Source organism: Limosilactobacillus pontis DSM 8475 (assembly GCF_001435345.1).
Taxonomy (GTDB): domain Bacteria; phylum Bacillota; class Bacilli; order Lactobacillales; family Lactobacillaceae; genus Limosilactobacillus; species Limosilactobacillus pontis.
Window position 1 is genome coordinate 41,413 of sequence record NZ_AZGO01000026.1, and the last position, 21,119, is coordinate 62,531.

At 57.2% G+C, this 21,119-nt stretch carries 25 protein-coding genes; 19 read left to right on the forward strand and 6 right to left on the reverse strand.

What is annotated here, in order from left to right:
• The 11 genes from FD34_RS01695 to FD34_RS01740 all read left to right on the forward strand — a co-directional run.
• Window positions 1-739, forward strand: a 739-nt coding sequence (locus FD34_RS01695) for an LPXTG cell wall anchor domain-containing protein (RefSeq protein WP_202812838.1), incomplete at its 5' end; no start/stop codon positions are given.
• A 99-nt stretch (window positions 740-838) separates the two neighbouring features.
• Window positions 839-1,117 (forward strand): 30S ribosomal protein S16, encoded by a 279-nt coding sequence (rpsP, locus tag FD34_RS01700; protein WP_057806187.1) that lies wholly within the window; start codon window positions 839-841, stop codon window positions 1,115-1,117.
• Window positions 1,118-1,129: 12 nt separating this feature from the next.
• Window positions 1,130-1,390: a KH domain-containing protein gene (locus FD34_RS08315; RefSeq protein WP_083479789.1), complete on the forward strand. Its 261-nt coding sequence runs from the start codon at window positions 1,130-1,132 to the stop codon at window positions 1,388-1,390.
• A gap of 54 nt (window positions 1,391-1,444) precedes the next feature.
• Entirely contained in the window at window positions 1,445-1,951 is a 507-nt protein-coding gene (gene rimM / locus FD34_RS01705) for a ribosome maturation factor RimM (protein ID WP_057806188.1), read from the forward strand.
• Entirely contained in the window at window positions 1,951-2,709 is a 759-nt protein-coding gene (gene trmD, locus FD34_RS01710) for a tRNA (guanosine(37)-N1)-methyltransferase TrmD (RefSeq protein WP_057806190.1), read from the forward strand. The genes rimM and trmD overlap by 1 nt, the downstream gene beginning before the upstream one ends.
• An 11-nt stretch (window positions 2,710-2,720) precedes the next feature.
• Window positions 2,721-4,160, forward strand: coding sequence for an APC family permease (locus FD34_RS01715; protein WP_057806192.1), 1,440 nt, complete (start codon window positions 2,721-2,723; stop codon window positions 4,158-4,160).
• A gap of 108 nt (window positions 4,161-4,268) precedes the next feature.
• Complete coding sequence (rplS, locus tag FD34_RS01720) at window positions 4,269-4,634, forward strand: 50S ribosomal protein L19 (RefSeq protein ID WP_057806193.1); 366 nt, start codon at window positions 4,269-4,271, stop codon at window positions 4,632-4,634.
• 127 nt (window positions 4,635-4,761) lie between these two features.
• The gene (locus tag FD34_RS01725) at window positions 4,762-5,010 is read left to right on the forward strand and encodes a type II toxin-antitoxin system RelB/DinJ family antitoxin (RefSeq protein ID WP_083479778.1); all 249 of its coding nucleotides are present in this window, start codon (window positions 4,762-4,764) and stop codon (window positions 5,008-5,010) included.
• The gene (locus tag FD34_RS01730; protein WP_083479780.1) at window positions 5,000-5,299 is read left to right on the forward strand and encodes a type II toxin-antitoxin system mRNA interferase toxin, RelE/StbE family; all 300 of its coding nucleotides are present in this window, start codon (window positions 5,000-5,002) and stop codon (window positions 5,297-5,299) included. Before FD34_RS01725 ends, FD34_RS01730 begins: the two co-directional genes overlap by 11 nt.
• Window positions 5,300-5,695: 396 nt before the next feature.
• The gene (locus FD34_RS01735; RefSeq protein WP_057806195.1) at window positions 5,696-6,922 is read left to right on the forward strand and encodes an MFS transporter; all 1,227 of its coding nucleotides are present in this window, start codon (window positions 5,696-5,698) and stop codon (window positions 6,920-6,922) included.
• A 92-nt stretch (window positions 6,923-7,014) separates the two neighbouring features.
• Window positions 7,015-7,719, forward strand: a complete 705-nt coding sequence (locus FD34_RS01740; RefSeq protein ID WP_057806197.1) for a glucosamine-6-phosphate deaminase — start codon at window positions 7,015-7,017, stop codon at window positions 7,717-7,719.
• Between the two features lie 37 nt (window positions 7,720-7,756).
• Here the strand turns inward: FD34_RS01740 and FD34_RS08725 are convergent, their stop codons facing one another.
• Window positions 7,757-8,047, reverse strand: a complete 291-nt coding sequence (locus FD34_RS08725; protein WP_235805959.1) for a hypothetical protein — start codon at window positions 8,045-8,047, stop codon at window positions 7,757-7,759.
• Window positions 7,944-8,231 carry a hypothetical protein gene (locus FD34_RS08730; RefSeq protein ID WP_235805960.1) on the reverse strand — a complete coding sequence of 96 codons (288 nt, stop codon included), beginning with the start codon at window positions 8,229-8,231 and terminating at the stop codon, window positions 7,944-7,946. The genes FD34_RS08725 and FD34_RS08730 overlap by 104 nt, the downstream gene beginning before the upstream one ends.
• A gap of 154 nt (window positions 8,232-8,385) precedes the next feature.
• Between FD34_RS08730 and FD34_RS01750 the strand changes: the two genes are divergently transcribed.
• Both FD34_RS01750 and FD34_RS01755 read left to right on the forward strand, forming a co-directional pair.
• On the forward strand, window positions 8,386-9,411 hold the full coding sequence (locus tag FD34_RS01750; protein ID WP_057806200.1) for a lipoate--protein ligase: 1,026 nt from the start codon (window positions 8,386-8,388) through the stop codon (window positions 9,409-9,411).
• A 12-nt stretch (window positions 9,412-9,423) separates the two neighbouring features.
• Complete coding sequence (locus tag FD34_RS01755; RefSeq protein WP_057806202.1) at window positions 9,424-9,774, forward strand: biotin/lipoyl attachment domain-containing protein; 351 nt, start codon at window positions 9,424-9,426, stop codon at window positions 9,772-9,774.
• Window positions 9,775-9,828: 54 nt separating this feature from the next.
• On the opposite strand, the gene FD34_RS01760 is transcribed toward FD34_RS01755, so the two are convergent.
• Window positions 9,829-11,145, reverse strand: a complete 1,317-nt coding sequence (locus FD34_RS01760; protein WP_162255392.1) for an APC family permease — start codon at window positions 11,143-11,145, stop codon at window positions 9,829-9,831.
• A 225-nt stretch (window positions 11,146-11,370) separates the two neighbouring features.
• On the opposite strand from FD34_RS01760, the gene FD34_RS01765 reads away from it, so the two are divergent.
• On the forward strand, window positions 11,371-11,979 hold the full coding sequence (locus FD34_RS01765) for a beta/alpha barrel domain-containing protein (RefSeq protein ID WP_057806206.1): 609 nt from the start codon (window positions 11,371-11,373) through the stop codon (window positions 11,977-11,979).
• Between the two features lie 52 nt (window positions 11,980-12,031).
• Here FD34_RS01765 and FD34_RS01770 read toward each other — a convergent pair whose 3' ends face one another.
• Together FD34_RS01770 and FD34_RS01775 are read right to left on the reverse strand one after the other, a co-directional pair.
• A complete protein-coding gene (locus FD34_RS01770) occupies window positions 12,032-13,252 on the reverse strand; it encodes an MFS transporter (RefSeq protein ID WP_057806208.1) in 1,221 nt (406 codons plus the stop codon).
• Window positions 13,253-13,312: 60 nt separating this feature from the next.
• Window positions 13,313-14,677 (reverse strand): MFS transporter, encoded by a 1,365-nt coding sequence (locus FD34_RS01775; RefSeq protein ID WP_057806209.1) that lies wholly within the window; start codon window positions 14,675-14,677, stop codon window positions 13,313-13,315.
• Window positions 14,678-14,807: 130 nt separating this feature from the next.
• On the opposite strand from FD34_RS01775, the gene FD34_RS01780 reads away from it, so the two are divergent.
• The 5 genes from FD34_RS01780 to FD34_RS01800 all read left to right on the forward strand — a co-directional run bounded on the left by FD34_RS01780 (window position 14,808) and on the right by FD34_RS01800 (window position 19,548).
• On the forward strand, window positions 14,808-15,665 hold the full coding sequence (locus tag FD34_RS01780) for a metallophosphoesterase family protein (RefSeq protein ID WP_057806211.1): 858 nt from the start codon (window positions 14,808-14,810) through the stop codon (window positions 15,663-15,665).
• Window positions 15,666-15,788: 123 nt separating this feature from the next.
• Complete coding sequence (gene rpsN / locus FD34_RS01785) at window positions 15,789-16,058, forward strand: 30S ribosomal protein S14 (protein ID WP_057806213.1); 270 nt, start codon at window positions 15,789-15,791, stop codon at window positions 16,056-16,058.
• Between the two features lie 113 nt (window positions 16,059-16,171).
• Window positions 16,172-16,861 carry a hypothetical protein gene (locus FD34_RS01790; protein WP_057806215.1) on the forward strand — a complete coding sequence of 230 codons (690 nt, stop codon included), beginning with the start codon at window positions 16,172-16,174 and terminating at the stop codon, window positions 16,859-16,861.
• Between the two features lie 444 nt (window positions 16,862-17,305).
• Window positions 17,306-17,869: an alkyl hydroperoxide reductase subunit C gene (ahpC, locus tag FD34_RS01795; RefSeq protein ID WP_057806217.1), complete on the forward strand. Its 564-nt coding sequence runs from the start codon at window positions 17,306-17,308 to the stop codon at window positions 17,867-17,869.
• A 14-nt stretch (window positions 17,870-17,883) separates the two neighbouring features.
• A complete protein-coding gene (locus FD34_RS01800) occupies window positions 17,884-19,548 on the forward strand; it encodes an FAD-dependent oxidoreductase (protein ID WP_057806219.1) in 1,665 nt (554 codons plus the stop codon).
• 163 nt (window positions 19,549-19,711) lie between these two features.
• Here FD34_RS01800 and FD34_RS01805 read toward each other — a convergent pair whose 3' ends face one another.
• Window positions 19,712-21,115 (reverse strand): C69 family dipeptidase, encoded by a 1,404-nt coding sequence (locus FD34_RS01805; protein ID WP_057806222.1) that lies wholly within the window; start codon window positions 21,113-21,115, stop codon window positions 19,712-19,714.
• Window positions 21,116-21,119 lie beyond the last annotated feature (4 nt).

Here is a 21,119-nt window from a genome sequence, read left to right on the forward strand (position 1 = left end):
TACAGTTGATGGGAAGCAGCTTAAAGATGACACCAGGCAAAGCGTTACCTTGAATGGTACCTACTACACCGATGCGGTGACTGGCAAGCGGGTCGCCACGAAGACGGTTAACGAGCAAACGGTTGTTGATCCATCCGAGCCAGCGAGTGAGACTTGGACAGTCGATCCAACCACGGTAGCCGACTTGACTACTGACCAGAAAGGCTTCAAGGCGGTTACTACGCCGCAGACAATTTCTCTGACTACACGCGATGCACAAAGTCGTGGCGTTAGTAGTGGTAACTGGGACTTGATTGATCATCAAGACAATGGTGATGTATCGTACGGTGATCCGCATGATACTGCTTGGACGTCCGCGACGCCAAAAGAGGTTACAGAAGCCTACCTAATCTACAGCCAGCCGACGCAGCCAACTAAACCGACGACGAATCCAACGGCGCCAACGCAGCCGACGAAGCCAGCAACGAATCCAACGGCGCCAACGCAGCCGACGAAGCCAGCGACGACACCAACGGCGCCAACACAGCTGTCCGCGCCAACGCCGGCAACGCCTGGTCAAGTTACCACGCTGAACCAGCAGCCGACCTCACCAGTACGTCAGACGTTACCAGCTACCCAGTCAACAAGTGCTCGGCTACCGCAGGCTGGCAGCCAGCATGAAAAGGGTGCGTTAGTCCTAGGACTGACCGCCCTGATGGCCGCACTTGGCCTGGCCGGTCACCGGCGGAAGCAAAATTAATTTTAGAAAATTTCCGCCTGTCAAGAAAAACTACTTTACATTCTATTTGAAGGCTGGTATATTATTATCTGTTAAAAGAAATTAGGGAGGTGCAAAAGAATGTCCGTTAAAATTCGTTTAAAGCGCATGGGTTCAAAGAAGCGTCCTTTCTACCGGATTGTTGTCGCTGACTCACGTTCCCCACGTGATGGTCGTTTCATCACTTCATTAGGTACTTACAACCCGTTGACTACTCCAAAGGAAGTTAAGTTCGACGAAGACGCCGTTATGGATTGGTTACAAAAGGGTGCACAACCTTCTGACACTGTTCGTAACATGCTGCAAAAGGCTGGCGTTATGAAGAAGTTCCACGAAGCTAAGTACGCCGCAAAGAAGTAGTGATGAGTGATCATGACCGAGACTGATATCGAAGCGTTGATTCGTAGTTTAGTAACCCCACTTTTACGACATCCGGAATCACTTTCGATTACGGTGTCCGACAGTGACCGTTTTCGGCGATACACCGTTAACGTTGATCGCGCGGACGTGGGTCGGCTGATTGGCCGGCAGGGACACGTCGCTGCAGCGCTACGGACAGTCGTCGAGGGCGCCCGTTCTCGACGTAGCAACGCCAAGAAGATCCGGTTACTGATTAATGATCATCGACACTAAATAAAACCTCCCACACCAACCTGTGGGGGGTTTTACCATTTTTAGGAGGGAAACATGGAATTTTATAACGTTGGTAAGATTGTGAATACCCACGGCATCCGCGGTGAGGTCCGGGTGATGCCAACCACTGACTTCGTTGACGAGCGCTTTGCGGCGGGGCAGGACCTCTACCTCAAACGCGATGGCGACCCGCTGAAGCTGATGGTGGAGTCGGCCCGCCAGCACAAGGGCTTCATCCTGGTGAAGTTCGTCGGCTATGACAACATCAACGACGTCCAGACTTTCCGCGACCATGAGCTGATGGTCAGCGGGGAAGACCAGGAACCGTTGGAAGATGGTCAGTACTACTACCACCAGATCATTGGCCTGGTTGTCAAGACGGTCGATGGGGACGAGCTCGGGAAGATCAAGGAGATCCTCTCACCCGGGGCTAATGATGTCTGGGTTGTCCAGCGGACCGGCAAGCAGGACCTCCTTCTGCCGGTGATTGACGATGTGGTTAAGGACGTCGACCTAAACGCCGGGGTAGTCACTGTTGAATTAATGGAAGGACTAGAATAGTGCGAATTGATATTTTAAGCTTATTCCCAGATATGTTTCAGGCGACGCTGGGCGAGTCAATCGTCGGGCGGGCCCAGGAGAGCGGCTTCCTCGACATCAACGTCACCGACTTTCGTAAGTACACGACTGACAAGCACAACCATGTCGACGATGCCCCGTTCGGCGGGGGCGCAGGGATGCTCCTCCAGCCCCAGCCGATCTTTGACGCCATGGCGGCGATTGAGGAGGAGACTAAGAACACATATCCGAAGGGGCGGGTGATCCTGATGGACCCGGCCGGCCGGCGTTTCGACCAGGACTATGCCCAGGAGCTGGCGATGGAGGATCACCTGACCTTTATTTGCGGCCACTACGAGGGCTATGACGAGCGGATCCGCCACCTGGTCACCGACGAGGCCTCCCTGGGGGACTACGTGCTGACCGGGGGCGAGCTGGCGGCGATGGTGATGATCGACGCCACCGTCCGCTTCGTCCCGGGCGTACTAGGCAACCAGGCCTCCCCGATGGGCGACTCCTTCAGCAACGGTCTGCTGGAGTTTCCTCAATACACCCGGCCTGCGGACTTCCGGGGGATGAAGGTGCCTGAGGTCCTGACCAGCGGTAACCACCAGAAGATCCGGGAGTGGCGGATGCGCGAATCCCTGCGACGGACCCTCCACCGGCGCCCCGACCTCCTCAAGACGGCCAAGCTGACCCGTGAGCAGCAGAGAATGCTGGAGGACATCAAGCTCGAAGAAGATCCGGACGTGCCCGACTGATGGTGAGATGGATGAAAAAACTAATTCAACGTTTATTATGGAAACAGGATCCCGCGGTCTATGAGGCCAAGGATTCCAAGTTGACCCCCAGCCTGACGACGATCGACCTGATCGGCCTGGGGACGGGGATGGTGGTTGGCACGGCCGTTTTCACCCTGCCCGGAATCGTGGCGGCCGAGCACACCGGCCCGGCTGTCCCGCTGGCCTTTATCGTGGCGGCGATTGGGGCGGGCCTGTCCGCCCTGGCCTACGCCGAGACGTCCTCGGTCCTGCCCTTCGCTGGGTCGGCCTTCTCCTGGATCAACGTCCTCTTCGGCGAGTTCTTCGGCTGGATCGCCGGCTGGGCCTTGCTGGCCGAGTACTTCATCTCGGTGGCCTTCGTCGCCTCGGGCTGGTCGGCCTACATGCAGGGCTTTCTGGCCAGCCTCGGCATCCAGCTACCCCGGGCCCTCACCGGCGGCTTTGATCCCGGCCATGGCTCCTACGTCGACATCCTGGCGGCCCTGGCGATCCTAGTCGTCGGCATCTTGATCTCGCGCGGCCTCCATCAGGTGAGCCGGATTGAGAACGTCATCGTGGCGGTCAAGCTCCTGGTGATCCTGATGTTTATCGTCGTCGGGGCGACCGCCATCCAGGCCAAAAACTACGTGCCCTTCATCCCGCCGCACCGGCCGGGCACCAGCTTCGGTGGCTGGCAAGGGATCCTGGCCGGGACCGCCCAAATCTTCATTGCCTACGTCGGCTTCGACGCGATCGCAGCCAACACCGCCGAGACTCGTAACCCACAGAAGACGATGCCCCGCGGTCTGATCGGAACGCTGGTGCTGGGGACCGGCTTCTTCATTGCCGTCTCCCTGGTCCTGGTGGGGATGTTCAGGTACGACCGCTACGCCAACAACGCGGAGCCGGCTGCCTGGGCCCTCCGCCATGCCGGCCACTACTTCACGGCCAACCTCCTTTCGGTGGTGGCGATCGTCGGGATCTTCTCCGCTTTGATCGCCATCCTGCTGGCCTCGTCGCGGCTGATCTATGCCTTTGGGCGTGACGGTCTGCTGCCCAAGGGGCTCGGCGTGATTGACGACCGCCACGTTCCTAACCACGCCCTCTGGCTAATCACCGTGTTGGCGATGATCTTAGGCTCGGTATTCCCGTTCACTTTTCTGGCAACGCTAGTTTCAGCGGGGACGTTAGTGGCCTTTATCTTCGTCTCCCTGGGGATTTACGCCCTGCGCCCGCGTGAGGGGAAGGACCTCCCTGATGCCCAGTTCAAGATGCCCTGGTACCCGGTCCTGCCGGCAATCTCGGCTCTGTTTTCGGCCGTGATCTTCTGGGGACTCAACATTGACGCCAAGATCTTGATGATTGGCTGGTTTGCGATCGGGCTGGTGATCTACTTTGCCTACGGGTTGCGCCATTCGATCATCAACCAGGAACACCGAAATAGGCCTTGAAAGTTAGGCGAAAAGCTTGTATAGTAGTTATTGGCTGTTTAGCCGTGAATAACGGTATTCCGCTGCCCCAGTTGGGACATGAATGTCGGCGAAAGGAAAGAAATTATAATGCGTCAAAACAAGTTGATCGAAAAGATTACTGCTAGTCAATTACGTGATGATATTCCTGACTTCCGTGCCGGGGATACTGTTCGGGTTCACGCCAAGATCGTTGAAGGTTCACGTGAACGTATCCAGATGTTTGAAGGTGTCGTTATCAAGCGCCACGGTGCTGGTATCAGCGCTACCTACACTGTTCGGAAGATCAGTAACGGTGTCGGTGTTGAACGGACTTTCCCACTTCACTCACCACGTGTTGAGAAGATCGATGTTCTCCGTCATGGTCGGGTACGTCGTGCTAAGCTGTACTACCTCCGGGCACGTATTGGTAAGGCTACTCGTATCGCAGAACGTCGTCGCAATACTGGAAAGTAATCATAATACCGAAGAACTCCTGCCTGGCAGGGGTTCTTTTTTTGGTTTAAATAATAAGAAGCAATAAATACAAAGTATATAACCAATATACATAAAGTGCTATAATAATTACTGAGAGGTGATTGATATGGCACAAATTAATATCAAAATTGATGATGACTTAAAGCAGGATGCCGTCAGAACCTTTTCTGCCATGGGTTTGGATTTGTCGACCGGCATTAAGCTTTACCTTAAGCGAGTTACTCAGGACAATAAATTGCCATTCACGCCCAAGGCGACTTCGGAACTCAATCAAGCCATTGCCGAAGCTGATCGGGGCCAAGTAGAAACGTTTGATGACTTTGATGATTGGGCGGCGTCATTGGATGAAGATTGAGCAGGTACCAACTTTCAAACGTAATGTGAAGAGATTGAAGCGCAAACATTATGATATTGAAAGGCTAAAGGAAGTTGTTAAACTAATCGTTGAGAATAACGTGGCCGAATTAAAGCGAAAACATAAGTTAGGAATAATTAAGGGGACGCATCCAACCGTTTGGTATGTTCATGTGGATAGAAACTACAACGATGATTGGGTTCTGTGCTACAGAATTGAGAACGACCGGTTATTATTATTACTGACGACAGGCGGTCATGAGGTTCTTAAGTATATTCCAGATGACTAGAGACTGGGAAATAAGCTTCTCGGCACCCTGTACGGCTAGCCTAGGACGGAGGTTAACGCTGAAGGTCGGCCTTCGTTCGTAGTCAAATAGACTTGCTACGCTGCGCTAGACGCTAAGGGTGCGCTTACGATGCGAAGCTAGCCTATTAGGTTTCCCGTAACTGCATTGTAACATTCGGAAAACTAATCGTGGCTGGTGAGAAACCAAAGTTTTCTCCCAGCCGCTTTTTGAGTTAAATTAAAAATTTCATCAGCGCCCCAGCCACCGTCCCGCGGTCACATAGAACGGTTTACCTCGCCACCGGTCGGTTTGCATTTCCTAATCGCCCGTGCCATAATACGGGCAACACAAAATAAACGATGTCAGCGAGCATCAATTTTGGAGGCTTAATTGAATATGCAACAAACAAGTACGCATCTTGGAAGCACAATGACGACGAACCAGCGGTGGGTGATGGCATCTACCGCGGCGGGGTTCTCGTTGGAAAACATGGACATCATGTTTCTGTCGTTTGCCCTGGCACCGATCATCGCCGAGCTGCACATCTCGAGTACGGCGGCCGGGTGGATCGGCTCAATCACAAACCTGGGCATGCTGGCCGGTGGCGCCATCTTCGGACTTGTCGGCGATCGTATCGGCCGGGTCAAGACCTTCACCTATACGATCTTTATTTTTGCCTTCGCCACGGCGGCAATGTTCTTCGCCCACACCCTGCCGATGATCTACACGATGCGGTTTTTGGCTGGGATCGGGGCCGGTGGTGAATACGGGGTCGGCATTGCCCTGATCGCCGAGAACTTCCAGCCCGGGCTGATCGGGCGGTTGACCTCGGTTGCGGCGATCGGTGGTCAGGTCGGGGCAATCTTCGCGGCCGTGATGGCGGCCTACATCATCCCGGCATTCGGTTGGAACGCCCTCTTCCTGCTCGGGGTCATCCCGGTGATCCTGACCTTCTTCATCCGGCGCCACGTCCACGAGAGTAGCGAATTCCTGACCGCCCACGCCCACGCGGTTAAGACCCACGAGAAGATCGCGGTCAGCCGGCTCTTTGCCACCCCGGCCCTGGCCCTGCAGACCCTGGGCCTGATGGTGATGACGATTGTCCAGATCGCCGGCTACTTCGGCTTGATGAACTGGTTACCGTCGATCGTCCAGAAGCAGCAGGGCCTGTCGGTGTCCGGCTCTTCACTCTGGATGGTGGCCACGATCATCGGTATGAGCATCGGGATGATGGTCTTCGGCACGATCATGGACAGCTTTGGACCACGCTGGGCCTTCGGGATCTTCTTGCTTGGGTCCGCCGTGGTCATGTTTACGATCCTGATGGTCAAGAGCGCCATTGCCCTGATCCTCGCTGGTGCCTTGATCGGCTTCTTCTCAAACGGGATGTTCGGCGGTTACGGGGCGGTCATCAGCCGCCTTTACCCAACCGCGATCCGGTCCACCGCCAACAGTATCATCATGAACGTCGGCCGGGCAATCGGCGGCTTCTCCTCGGTGGTCATCGGCCTCTTGATGGATCGCTACAGCCTGGCGGTCACGATGGGCTGCCTGTCCGCCCTCTACATCCTCTCCTTCCTGGTCATGGAGGCCCTGTCGGGGATGCGGAAGTTGACGCACTAGAATAATTAAAATAATGGTGGAAATCCGCGATCGGGTTTCCACCATTTTCTGTTTAATGTTAGGATAAGGGCGTAATAGGTGAGGTGATAATCATGCAAATCATTAAAGAACAGACGGCCGCTGCGGCCAGCGCCCAGGCCTTTAAAATCGTGGCTGACCTGGCCCAGTGCGACCAGCTCCACGTGATGGGCCTGGCGACCGGGAGCACACCGTTGGAGCTGTACAAGCTGATTTCTGAGAGTGACCTGGACTTCAGCCAGGCTAGCTCGGTCAACTTGGACGAGTACGTGGGCCTCAAGCCAACTGATCCGCAGAGCTACCACTACTTCATGCAAGAGCACCTCTTTGACGCCAAGCCCTTCAAGGAGTCCTTCTTCCCGGATGGGACCAACCCTGACGCCGGGGCGGTAACCCGGGAATACGACCGGATTCTGGCCCGGCACCCGATCGACTTACAGGTGCTGGGGATTGGGCGCAACGGCCACATCGGCTTCAACGAACCCGGGACGACCTTTGATAGCCATACCCACCGGGTGGCCCTGACCCCGTCGACGATTGACGCCAACGCCCGCTTCTTTGACCAGCCAGAACAGGTGCCACGCTACGCCTACACGATGGGGATCGCCTCGATCATGGCCGCCAAGCGGGTCATCCTGCTGGCCTTCGGTAAAGAGAAGGCCGCGGCGATCCGGGCGAGCCTTCTGGGACCAGTCACCCCGGACGTTCCGGCGTCGGTCCTCCAGCGCCACCCCAACGTGACGGTGGTCCTGGACGTGGCCGCCGTCAGCCAATTCTAAAAAATGCCATCGATCAAAGTTGGTCGGTGGCATTCTTTTATTTATTCCAGTTGATCTGCCGGTAGTTGTGGGCGGCACTGCGGCCGATCACATGACCGTTCAGGTAGATCATCGTCTTGCAACCCTTCTGGATGGCCGTCTGACTGAAGTTGGCCAGACCATTGTCCATCAGGGTGCCGATCACGCCATTTTGCATGGTGTCGATCAGGAGCGTGCGGCGGGCCTTACTGAGCTGGAAGAGTTCGGCGTTGACGTCGACCTTGATCGTATGCCTGTTGGTGTAGGTGATCTGCTTGATGTTGGTAAAACCCACGGAACTGCTTGTCACTCGATTCGTACTGCTGACAGTCGGCGAGGTAGTCGGCGATGTTGCGGTTAGCCAGGGCCAGGTTCTCGCTGCTGGCGGCCTGGACGACCGGCATGACCGGGGCGGTGTTGACGGCAACCGTGCTGGCACCGGCCACGCCGAGGCAGGCAACCAGGGTCAGGGTCAGTTTACTGATTTGGTTCATGATAGTTTTCCTCCCATTTGAATATCCATCGCTCTATTATGACCGCTTCCGGCAGATAGGGCAAGTGCTAATAGTCACAAGCTAAAACACTGTTAATAATTGCCGGTAAGGTATAGAATGTAACCGTATTCAAATTAATTAGAAGGTGGATAAAATGTTCCTTATTGATACCAGCCGCAATGGCCAGCCCGTCCACGACGCCCTGGTCAACCAGTCCCTGGATAATTACCTGATCAACGACCTGCGCCTGCCGGGCCACGGCCTGATTTGCTACATCAACCAGCCGTCCGTCATCATCGGCGTTAACCAGAATGCCTATGCCGAGATTGACCTGCCATACCTCAAGCAGCACAAGATCGAACTGGTACGGCGGTCCAGCGGTGGCGGGGCCGTCTACCATGATTTCGGTAACCTGGTCTTTGAAAACATCGTCGTCGGTGACACCAGCAAGTTTGGTGACTTCCACGCCATCGGGGACCCGGTCGTCGATGCCCTCCACGATCTCGGCGTTGATTCGGCTGAGGTTAGCGGCCGTAACGACATGACAATCGACGGCAAGAAGTTCTCCGGGATGGCAATCGTCAAGGGTGACAACTCCTATGCCGCCGGGGGTACGGTCATGTTTGATCTGAACATGGCCGCCGCTAGTGAGGTCCTGACCCCGGAGAAGGACAAGTTGGCCTCCAAGGGGGTCAAATCCGTCGATGCCCGGGTCACCAACATCAAACCCTACCTGCCGGCCAAGTACCAGGGCTGGACAACGGAAGACTTTAAGAACTACCTGCTCTGTCATATGTTCGGCGTCGACTCGCTGGATCAGGTCGAGACCTACCACCTAACCGACCACGACTGGGCCATCATCGACCAGCGCCTGGACAAGCAGTACCGGACCGACGAGTGGAACTACGGGAAGAACCCGGGCTTTAAGCACTACGTTTCCAAGCACTTCCCGATTGGGACCGTCTCCTTCAACTTCAACGAAAAGGATGGCCGAATCACTGAGGCCAGGATCTACGGGGACTTCTTCACGGCCGGTGACCCGCACGTCGTTGAGAATCACCTGATTGGGACCAAGCTCGACAAGCCAAGTCTGGTCGCCGCCCTGGTCGCCGGTGACCTCGCCGCCAACCTCGGCAAGGTTAGTGCCGATGACCTGGCCGACCTGATCTTGGCTGACTGAGGGGGTGAGACCATGTGGCAGAAGATTGTTGACTGGTTCAAGCACCTGTTCAGTCACCAGGCCCCGGTTCACCGGGAAAGTAACGGTCTCTGGTGGCAGGAGGACAATGGCACGGTCAAGGTCGGCCTGGCCAGCCAGGTGATCGACGAGCTCGGCGACATCACCTTTCTGGCAACGCCCCAGGTTGACGAGCAGGTCGACAAGCACGACCAGCTGATCGACATCGAGGGCGGCAAGGCGGTTGAAACCTTCAAGTCCCCGGTCAAGGGGAAGATCAGCCGGGTCTACGCCGCCTACCAGGATGACCCGGCCAGCCTGAGCAGGGCGGCCGACCCGCTCCTGGTGGAGATCCAGCCCGCTTGATGGTAAAAAAATCCGTCCAGCTCACACTGAACGGATTTTTTTACGTCTTAAATACTATTTCTTTTCGTTACGCAGGGCCGCGAGGAAGCTTTCGTGACGCCGCTCAGCCTCCTCATCCTTGTCGATGAAGAAGTAGGCAACGGCGGCAAGCACCGCCACAACGGTTCCGACTAACAGGGTCTTGGCCGTGAAGTTGGTGACCATGTAGCAGGAGACCACCAGGGCCAGTGCCGGGATGATGTACTTCCCGGGCAGCTTGAAGCCGTGGTTCGGAAACTCGTTGGTGTGCTTGAACTTGATCACCGCGAGAATTGACGGGACGTACTGGACGAAGGAGGCCAGCACGGTGCAGGATACCAGGAAGAGGTAGCTCTGGGTGGCGAAGGCGGCGGTCAGGATGGCCGTCAGGATGATGCCAACCCAAGGGGCATCGTGCTTGTTCTTCTTACCGATCACCTTCGGCAGCATCCCGTGCTCGTTGGCCAGGGAGGCAACCAGGGATGGGGCGTTGAACGAGGCTGAGAAGGCAACCCCAAAGATACTGATCAGCATCCCGACGATGATCACCGTGTAGCCCCACTTGCCGATGGCATCGCCAAACACGCTGGCTAGTGGCGTAGAGTAGCCGCCAAGCCGGGATCCGGCAATCCCGATGGCGACGATCATCATCAACGCGTCGAGAATTGTGACACTGATCATGACCGCGATCAGGACCCGGGGGATGTTCTTCTCTGGGTTGTTCATCTGCTTAGCGGCAATTGGTAGGAACGAGAAGCCGGTAAACAGGTAGAAGATCGGCGTGAAGGCCGCCCCGAAGTGCTTGAGGAACGGGCCGGCACCGGTCATGCCTGCCGCCGGGATTACCGGCGAGAAGTTGGCCTTGTGGATGAAGAAGACACCGACGATGATGAAGACGATCAGGGTCAGGATCTTGGCAGCGGCGGAGATGTTGTTGACCGCCTTGACCAGGTCCCGGCCGAAGAAATTAATAATGGCAAAGAGGATGATCAGCCCCATCGCCGTCCCGTAGTAGACAACATGGTTATCAAAGACTGGCAGGAAGCTCTTCAGCGTGGTCAACAGGGCCACGATTTCGGCAGCCAGGGTGCAGCACCCCAGGAACCAGGTAAAGATACCAAGCTCATAACCGGTGAAGCGGCCAAAGGCGTTGTAGGAATACAGCCAGGCTGCCCCGGACCCCTTGAACCGGCTCGACAGGTCGGCGTAGCAGAGGGCAATCATCGAAACCGTCAGCGCCGTGCACAGCAGGACGAGGACGGCCGTCAGGTTCATGTAACGATAGATAACAGACGGGAGCAGGAAGGTCCTGGACCCGATGACACCATTGATCCCTAAAAAGTAGATCGAGATAAACGAGAGCTTTTTAGGGACAGAACTATTTTACTTCATTATAATCACCCCTAATAATTTACTTTTACAATTACTATTTTAATATTAATTACATAAATGCTAATAGCGTGGGGCAAATTTAATTTGAAAATGGTACAATAACTAAAAAGTGCTTGATATCAAGACAGTAATGGCCAATGATAGGAGTGTATTCAAAATTGGTCTAGTTAAAGAGGGGCGAATATTGTGCAAACATCATATCAGGGTGGATTCTTCATCAGCAGTGCGGATCCAGCAATGGTCACGGCCGTCGCAGAGGTTGATGACGGCTGCGGCCTGGTCCTCAACCCGACCGGCGCCCACGTTGACGTCCGGCAGTTGGCGGGTGAGTTGGCCGGCCACCGCCTTCTCCTGCCGCTGACCGTCACCACGTCTCGGCAAATGCGGCGACAGGCTGAGGAGCTGAGCCTGCTTGGCGACAACGCCTATGTCCAGGTTCCGGTGATGACGGCTGGCCAGTTCAACACGGCCTTGATCCATGACCTGCTGGCCGAGGGGGTGCCGCTGGCGGTCACCGGGCTCGCGACCCGCCAGGCCGTTAAGCGGGTGCTTGACCAGGCCGTAGCCAGTCAGACCCCGCTCTTGCTCATGATGAGCGCCGCCACCGCCTACTACGACCTGATCGTCAGTACCGCCCTGGCCCATCTTTTCCCGACTGTCCAGCTCGTGGTGGGGGCTCCTAACCAACTAGCGATTCTCCGCGCCCAGCGCCTGGCCGTCGACGGGGTGAACATCACCGCCGATCAACTGGCGATCGCCCAGGAACCGGTCGTTGGGGCTGCCTGTCAGCTGTAATATTAACGAAAAAAGAGCTTCCCAGCGTGCAGCTGAGAAGCTCTTTTGACTTTTAATATGTTTTCTTCGGTGTCCGGACCGTGAGAACCAAGCCCAGGTTAACCAGCAGGGTCAGCCCAGTGACGGCAAAGACCATCGGGTAGGACGACAGCCCGGAGATCGCCGACCCCAGCAGGGAACCGAGGACGGCCCCACCGGCCTGGAAGGACTGGTTGTAGGAGAAGATCCGCCCGAAGGCCTCGGTTGGCACGTCCAGGGTCAAGACGGTCTGAGTAGCCGGCATCAAAGCGGCGTTGGCCAGCCCCAGCAGGAAGCGCCAGAAGGCCAGTGACCATGGTGAGTGGGTGAAGGTCATTGGGATGAAGAGGACGAAGGCAACGGTCAGGCCAACCCGCAGGACGCGTTCGGGCCCGATCTGGTCCATGGTGTGACCGATCTTGGAGGCGGCGATCAACGTCCCCAGACCCGGCGTGGCGGCGACCACCCCGGCGACGAAGGCCACGTTCCCGTGGTTATGCATCAGTGACCGGACATAGAGACTGATGATTGGGTCGATCGACATCGTGGAAGCGGTGACGATCATGGTGGTCAGAAACATCACGAAGATCAGCTTAGGGCTGTCCAGTTCCGCGACGATCTGCCTCATCGGCTTCATGGCGGTCTTCTGGATCGGCTTGAAGTGCTCCGTCGTCAGCAGCCAGGTCGACAGGAAGACCAGAAACATCAGTCCCCCGGTGATGAAGAAGGGGATCCGGTAGCCGAAGAAGCCGGACAGGGCCCCACCGAGCAGTGGGCCGACCAGGTTACCGGCCACCCCGGCGGTCGTCATAGCGGCCATGACCCAGCCAGAGCGTTGGTGAGGGGTCTCACCGGCCATCATCGCCGTGGCGTTGTTGATGTAGCCGGAGAAGACCCCCTGGAGGAAACGCATCCCGATGATCATCCAGACGGTCTGGGAGAGTCCGGTGACGAAGATCGTGCAGGCCATCACCCCGGACGCCCGCATGCACATCAGCTTCCGCCCCTTCCGATCGGCGAGGCTTCCCCAGAGTGGGGAGACGATTGCCTGACTGATGAAGGTCATGGCAAAGGCCAGGCCGGAGTAGAAGTTCAGCTGGAAACGGCTGAAGTGACCGAGTTCGTTGATGAAAAGAGAGATGAAGGGCATCGTCATTGAGTAGCCCATCCCGGTGATGAAGGCGCCGAGCCAGAGGGTGTAAAAGGTGCGGTGCCAGCCCCGGGGGAATTTACCAGTTGCGGCTGGAGAATCCATGAAAAGCCTCCTTGATTTTCAATATTACTTAGATTAGGATACGCGCAATTCGCTGAAAAGTTAATGCTTTTGTTTAATCAGATAGCGGGCAAAGGCCAGCATCATCAGGATGACCAGCAGGACGGTGACCCACATGGCAATCCGAATGCCGATGATCAAAGAGGCCGGAATCTCGGCGATGACCACCAGCATGGTGACCGAGACGGCCCCGAAGACCTGACGGAGGGTGTTGTTGAGGGCGGTGCCGTGACTGTTCTCTGCCCGTGACAGGTCAGCGAAGGCCGCCGACAGGGCCGGGCTGAAGACGCAGGCGTTGCCGATCATCCGGATGGCGTAGGCGATTGTCAACACCCACAGCGACGAGTCACGTGAGATGGTGACCAGCGGGATCGAGGCCAGGAGCATGATCACCCCACCGGTGATGATTAGCCACTTCGGTCCGTATTGGTCATAGAGCCGGCCGACGATTGAGGCGGCGATGGCGTTGCAGACCGCCCCGGGGAGGAGGATCAGCCCGGAGACAAAGCTCCCGGTGTGGGTGACGTTTTCGGTGAAAATCGGCAGGAGCTGCTCGGTGCCCAGCAGGACCATGAAGGCGAAGATACCGACAGTCGTCATCAGGCGAAACGAGGAGTACTTGAAGATTTGGACCTTGAGCATCGGGTTGGTGAGGTGGAGCTGACGCTTGACAAAGACGGCGATCACCGCCAGGCCGACCACCAGCATGGCTAACCCCAGCCAGACATTCTCCTGGAAGGCGGTCAGGCTGCCCAGGGTGAGCCCGGACCCGATTAAGGAGATCAAAACGGACAGGTAGTCGATCTTGATGTCGCGGGGCTGGGAGAAATTGGCCAGCTTGAAGTAGGCGCCAATCCAGGCCAGGGCCATGAAGGGGAGGACCAGGATAAACAGCCACCGCCAGGGGAGAACCTGGAGGATAAAGCCAGCCAGGGTCGGACCGATGGCGGGCCCGGCCGAGATCACCAGGCTGGAGAGGCCGAGGATCGACCCCCGCTTCTCAATCGGGTAGATCGAGATCATGGTGGTCATCTGAAACGACATCAGCATCCCGCTGGCGCTGGCCTGGATCAGCCGGGCCAGGAGCAAGGTGAAGAAGTTGGTGGCAAAACACCCCAACAGGGTCCCAACGATGAAAGTCCCAATGATGCTCAAAAAGACGTGGCGGTTGGTGAACTTATCATACATGTTGGAGGAGAGCGGGGTGACGATCCCGATGATCAACGTGTAGCCGGTGGTTAGCCACTGGGCGGCGTTGAGCGAAACGTGGAGGTCGTGCTGGATGACCGGCAGGGCGGTGACCATCATTGTCTGACTGGCCAGGCTGACGAAGGTTGAGAGCAGGAGGATCGTGGTGATCAGCCGCCGGGTGCGGTCGCTGATCGAAACGGTTGGTGATTTTGACATGTTGGTTTCCTTTCGCGATAGTGTCCTATCCAGTCTAGCACCAGGGCCGGGTCCAGCGTCAAGGGGTAATTGAGTGGCAATTTAGCCAGACATTCGCTATATTAATATAGTAGAAAGGAAGGTTGGCAACGTGAAAAAGAAGATTGCGGTGTTTTCAGACGTGCATGGTAATAGTTCGGCCTTGCAGGCGATGTATAAGGACAGTATCGCCCAGGGCGTGGATGAGTACTGGTTTGTGGGGGACCTCCTGATGCCGGGACCGAGCGTCAATGCCATCTGGGACCTGGTGAAAACGATGGCCCCAACCGTCATTGTCCGGGGCAACTGGGATGACCTGGTGGTGGTCGGTACCCGGGGCCAGATGGACATGGCTAAGCCCTCGCACGTCTACTTCGGTCGCCTGGCCCAGTACGTGGCTGAGCACGCTGCGCCGGGGATGGTCGACGAGCTCGCCGCTTGGCCGCTGCAAGTGACCCGCCAGGTGGGACCCTTGCACTTCGGCATCTCCCATAACTTGCCGGACCTCAACATGGGTCAAGACCTCTTCCCGACCAATGACTCGGCGAACTTCGACCAGCTCTTTGTTACCAAGCCCGGTCAGCCGCCGATCGACGTGGCGATCTACGCCCACGTCCACCACGACCTCCTGCGCTACGGGACCGATGAACGGCTTGTCCTCAACCCAGGGGCAGTTGGCGAACCCTTCAACCACTGGCCAGCCCTCCAACGCGACCTGCGTGCCCACTACCTGATCCTTGAGGTTGACGACCAGGGGATGGCTGCCACCAGCTTCCGGCACGTTGCCTACGACCGGGAGCGTGAGAAGGCCCTGGCCGCTGCCAGTGACCTGCCGTACCAGGAGCTCTACCAGAAGATGATGGATACCGGTTTTGCCTACACCCACGACGACGAACTCCTCCAGAATTATAATGATCGTTATCAATACGTCGCCGAGTACGAGCGTTTTAAGAAAAACTTAAACAAATAAGTGGCCATTTCACTTGTAAAAAGTTAGGAAAACTGGCAGAATGTAAGATGAATGATTATCGCAGATGTTTTAAAATTGTTGTAATGAAACGCTGATTACATTAAAAGGAGAAACAGCTTATATATGGCAAAAAAGTCAAAGATTGCTAAATTACATCATCAAGAAGCATTGGTTAAGAAGTACGCTGCCAAGCGTAAGGAATTGAAGGCCAAGGGCGACTACATCGGTCTGTCCAAGCTGCCACGAAATTCTAGCGCGGTCCGGTTGCATAACCGTGACCGTTACGATGGCCGTCCCCACGCCTACATGCGTAAGTTTGGGATGTCCCGGATCAATTTCCGGGAGCTGGCACACAAGGGACAGATTCCGGGCGTCCGGAAGGCCAGCTGGTAATTAAAGTTTTGAATGAGAGTTACGGTGTTTGCCGTAGCCCTTTTTTATTTACGGCCCAGTGCTAAAAAACTGATATACTAGATGTATAAGTACGTTAGAAATGGGGGAGTCGCATGAGTACGCAGGTTAATTATCAAGAGCTGGAACGGTTGGTCAGTGACCAGGCCCGGGTCCACGGGACGGATTACTACCGGAATGCCCCGACCAGAACCCGGTCTGTCTATGATCAGACGGTCTGGATGGGGAAGAGCATTCTGGAGGAACGGGACGGGGCCCAGCTGTCTCCCCAGACGATGGTCGATATGACGGTCCAGTCGATCAACAATGCGATCAAGGCCCTCAAGAGCAATGCCAGTGCAAAGGTTGCCACCAGCACGAATGCCGCGGCACCCAGCCAGTCATCCGAAAAGGTGAGGCGGGGCCAAGCTACCGGTCCGGTCGAATCTCACGACGGCGACCGGTCCCCAGCCGGCGCCCCGACGCAGGCAACGTCGGCTGCACAGCAACGGTCAACTGACGAGCCGACCCGGTCGCAACCAACTGCGCAGAAGTTGGCACCTGAATCGGCATCCCAGCCGACGACACCCGTCCAGCCGACCGAGCCGGCTGACCAGCCCACACAACCATCATCACTAACTCCGGTAACGGTGGCCACCGCCCCAGGGGCAACAACCCAACCGACGGCAGAACCGGAAGGCCCCGCCGCGTCCACGCAGCCAACGGAACCAGCCTCGGCCCAGCCCGAATCGGCCCCACAGAAAGACGAGCCCGGCTTCGCAACCGACGGCACCAGCCCAAACTAGTGGGCAGGACACCCAACCGACCGCCCCGGCAACTACCGCTTCTGGGTCGTCAGCGTTAAGTTCGGCACAGCCGACAGCCACTACCCAGCCAGCTGATGAGGAAGGCTTAACAAAAACGACACCGGACGCCGAATCGGCCCGGTCCGCGGCCGCAAGCCATGAGACCTCCCTTTTGCTTGCGGAGCCATCGAGATTAGATTCGACGCGACGGCGGAGCGCTGAGCGGAAAACCGGCCGGCAGTCCGTCTCGCGGGCCATCTGGCAGGGCCTCCGGTGGACCCTCGGTTTTAAGAACGATAAGTGAAGATTAAGGAATTAAGATCGTAATGAGCAATCATTACGGTCTTTTTTAGAATAAATCTAAATTAGCTCTTGAATAACCGGACCAAACCGTTATAATAAGGGTGTAGTTAATAATCATTCTAATTTAAGGAGTGGATATTCATGAATTTTGTCGGACACGAGATTGAAGACTTTAAGGTGAACGCATATCAGGATGGCAAGACGGTTGAAGTTACCAAGAAGGACGTTTTGGGCAAGTGGAGTATCTTCTTCTTCTACCCAGCCGACTTTTCGTTTGTCTGCCCAACGGAGCTCGAGGCCCTGCAGGACAAGTACGAAGACTTTAAGCAGGCCGACGCCGAGATCTACTCCGTCTCCGAGGATACCGAATTCGTCCACAAGGCCTGGGCCGAGGCCTCCGAGAGGATCGGTAAGATTAAGTACCACATGCTGGCGGACCCCGCTGGCAAGCTGGCCCGGATGTTTGACGTTTTAGACGAGGACGCTGGGCAGGCCTACCGGGGCGTCTTCATCGTCGACCCGGATGGCAAGATCCAATCTTACACCATCAACAACATGGGCATCGGCCGGAGCGCTGCCGAGATTCTGCGGACCCTGCAGGCCGCGCAATTCGTCCGTGAACACGGTGACCGGGTCTGCCCTGCCAACTGGAAGCCGGGTCAGGACGCCATCAAGCCAAGCCTCGACCTCGTCGGCAAGCTTTAATCTGGTGATCGCCGATGAGTGAGCAACATTTATATGATTTAATCATCGTCGGTGCCGGTCCCGCGGGTCTGTCCGCGGGCCTCTACGCCGGGCGGGCCACCCTGGACACCCTGATTGTCGAGGGCGATGCGGTTGGCGGTCAGGTCACCACGACCTCGGTGGTCTACAACTACCCGGCGGTTGAAAAGGTGGACGGCACCCAGCTGATGAACCAGATGCAGCGCCAGGTGGCCGACTTTGGCGTCACAATCAAGCACGATGAGATCACCAAGTACGACGTTGCCAGTGAGGTCAAGACCCTGACCGGCAAGAGCGGGGCGACCTACCAGGCCCGTAGCGTGATCATCGCCACCGGGGCCAACCCGCGCAAGGTCGGTTTCCCGGGTGAAGACGAGTTCCGGGGCCGGGGGATCGCCTACTGCTCGACCTGTGACGGTGAGCTCTTCACCGGCCTGCAGATCTTCGTAGTCGGTGGTGGCTACGCGGCCGCCGAGGAAGCCGACTACCTGAGCCGGTTCGGCAAGCACGTCACGGTCCTGGTCCGTGGTGACCACTTCACCTGTCCACCGCTGACCGCCGCCCGGGCCCTCAACAACCCCAAGGTCAGCGTCGAGTACAACACCGAGGTTAAGCGGGTCGATGGTAATGACTACCTGACCAGCGCGACCCTGGTCAACAACAAGACCGGCAAGGAGACCGTCTACCACGTCGATGAGGGGGACAACACCTTTGGGATGTTTATCTACGTCGGCACCGAACCGGCGACTAAGCACCTGGCCGGGATCGTTGACCTGGACCAGGCTGGCTACGTCAAGACCGATGACAATGGTGCCACCAACGTGCCGGGGGCCTACGCGGCCGGGGACGTGATCGTCAAACCGCTGCGCCAGATCATCACGGCCGCCGCGGATGGGGCCTCGGCAGCCACCGCCGCCGAGGCCTATGTCACTGCCCAGAAACAGGAGCAGGGGATCCCAATTCACGCCGCGGTAGCCAAGAAGCCAGCCGCAACGGTGGGGCAGACCTCCCAGCTGGACCACCAGGAAGAGGTGACGCCGCACCAGGGCAACTGGTTGACGGCGGATATCGACCAGCAGCTGCGGCCAATCTTTGACCGCCTGACCAAGGACGTCACCTTCCAGGTCAACACCAACGATAGTGACCTCAGCCAGCAGCTGGTCAGCTTCGTCACCGAGTTTGTCGGCCTCGACGACCACTTCTCCCTGACCACGGTCAAGGGGGATGACCAGTACCTGCCGATGCTGAAGCTCCTGGACAGCGACGGCAACGACACCGGCCTCCACTATGCCGGAATCCCGACCGGTCACGAGCTGAACTCGCTGGTCCTCGGCGTCTACAACGTGGCGGGACCGGGACAGACGATCGCGCCGGCAATGGCCGATCGGATCAAGCAGCTCGGCCCGGTGGACATCCGGATCGGGGTCTCCTTGACCTGCCACTTCTGCCCAGACGTGGTCGCGGCCTGCCAGCGGATGGCCTCCCTGAATCCGGGAATCACGGCCACGATGATCGACCTCCAGCACTTCCCAGAACTACGCAAGGACAAGAAGATCATGTCCGTGCCGGCGACGATGATCGGTGACGACCCGGTCATCTTCGGCAGCCAGTCCCTCGATGAGCTGGTTACGGCCGTGGAGAAGCACGAACAACAAGATTAAGTTAACAGTAAATGAAATCCCATGTATCACTTTACAGTTTGTAGAGCGCTACACGGGATTTTTATGCAACAAAAAAGGACGCCTGTTAAGCACCCTCAACCGGTTCGTTCCTGCAAACATAAAAAATCCCCGACCACACACTGATCGGGGATTCATCATATCATTACAGGTTTTCGTCGGTCTTGAAATTCAGCTCGCAGTAGTCGGTCATCTTGGTGATCAGCGCCAGTGCTAGTTTCTTGTAGGCGTTGAGGGTATCGATGGCGTAACCGCTACTCTGCATGGTCAGGTAGGAGGCCCGGCTGTCGCCCGTCATCGTCTTGACCTCACGATCGGTCTTGGCGATCATCTCAATGGCGGCGCTGTTGCGTTCCTTTTGCACCTCCCGCAGCAAGGGCAGGAAGTCGTGCAGGTGGCTGTCGACCAAGACGCTGACGTGCTTGAAGATCCAGTAGGCCGAATTCAGCTGGGCGGGGAGCTTGCCGCGCTTATACGGTGCCGGCACGTCGGTGATCCCGGCAAAGAACGGCACGTAGGTACTTTCGGCGGCAACCCCCATCGCCAGCCAGTGGATGTTAGCCCCCGGCCGGTTCATCTGCAGGATGTGGGATTCCTGGGTCTTGGCCAGGGAGATCGGCCGGTACTTGTGGCCGGACTTGCCGGTGCCGATCGGGTCAAACTCGGTGCCTTCGTAGTGGTTGCTCAGGTAGCGCTGGGCGTCAAAGATCGAGAGCTTGCGGTCTGGCTTCATCAAGAACGGCAGTTCCGTTGACTCCGGCGCCTCATTCGTGGCCTGCTTCGGGCTGAACAGCTGGTGGCCGATCCAGACCCGGGGCTCGCTGTAGACGGCGTCCGACCGGTCCGCGGTGCCGAAGATCTTGCGGAAGTTGAAGGTTGTCGGGTCCGGGTTGAGGTTATGCTTGTCGACGAACTCCTGGATGCCGGGGTGGAACATGAAGTTGTCGCTGTCGGTGAAGTCGATCTCCTGGATGGCCAGCTGGTTGGCGACCACGGCGTAGGAGTCGTCCGGGATCCGCTGGGCAACCCAGTAGTGACCGGCCCCGGACTCGAAGTACCAGGCCTCGTCGTTGTCGGCGAAGAGGACCCCGTTGGTCTCACCGGTTCCGTACTTGGCGATCAGGTTACCGAGCCGCTGGACCCCTTCACGGGCGGTCTTGATATAAGGGAGGACGACCGTGACCATTGCCTCCTCGTTCAGCCCGTGCTCGACCAGGGGATCGTAACCGAGGACCAGGCTGTTGGAGTAGGCACTCTCGGTGGCGCTCATTGCGACGTCGTACTCGTTGATCCCGTCCTCCTCGAAGACACCGACCTTGTCGGTCCACTCAGGCGTGGCGGTGTAACGGGCGCTGTCGGCGGGCAGGTCGAGCTCCAACTTGGTCTCCTTGGAGATGAAGTGGGTCGGCATCTCGCCGTGCTGGTGGACGACCATGTGCTTCGGCCAGGCCGCCTTTGCATCCTCGTTGCGGCCGATCATGATCGTGCCGTCGATGCTGGCGTCCTTACCGATCAAAATACTGGTGCAAGCTGATAATTTGTTAACCATAATC